Genomic DNA, 326 nt, shown 5'->3' with positions numbered 1-326 from the left:
TGGCTGGGCTAGCTGGATTCGAACCAGCGCATGACGGAATCAAAATCCGCTGCCTTACCGCTTGGCTATAGCCCATCAGTGTCTATATGGGGCGATTGATGGGAATCGAACCCACGAATGCCGGAGCCACAATCCGGTGCGTTAACCACTTCGCCACAATCGCCACTAGTTGGCAGGGGCAGTAGGAATCGAACCCACACTGGAGGTTTTGGAGACCTCTGTTCTACCGTTAAACTATGCCCCTAAAATATGGTGGAGGGGGACGGATTCGAACCGCCGAACCCTGAGGGAGCGGATTTACAGTCCGCCGCGTTTAGCCACTTCGC

The 326-nt window shown here is 55.2% G+C and carries 3 tRNA genes; all 3 read right to left on the bottom strand.

The features are described from left to right. Positions 1-75: transfer RNA gene (locus KH400_RS23510), tRNA-Gln, on the bottom strand. Positions 76-87: 12 nt separating this feature from the next. Next, positions 88-163, bottom strand: a tRNA-His gene (locus KH400_RS23505). Between the two features lie 7 nt (positions 164-170). Continuing rightward, positions 171-244, bottom strand: a tRNA-Trp gene (locus tag KH400_RS23500). Positions 245-326 lie beyond the last annotated feature (82 nt).

Origin of the sequence: Desertibacillus haloalkaliphilus (assembly GCF_019039105.1) — a bacterium.
Taxonomy (GTDB): Bacteria; Bacillota; Bacilli; order Bacillales; family KJ1-10-99; genus Desertibacillus; species Desertibacillus haloalkaliphilus.
This window is presented reverse-complemented; position numbering and strand designations above follow the sequence as displayed.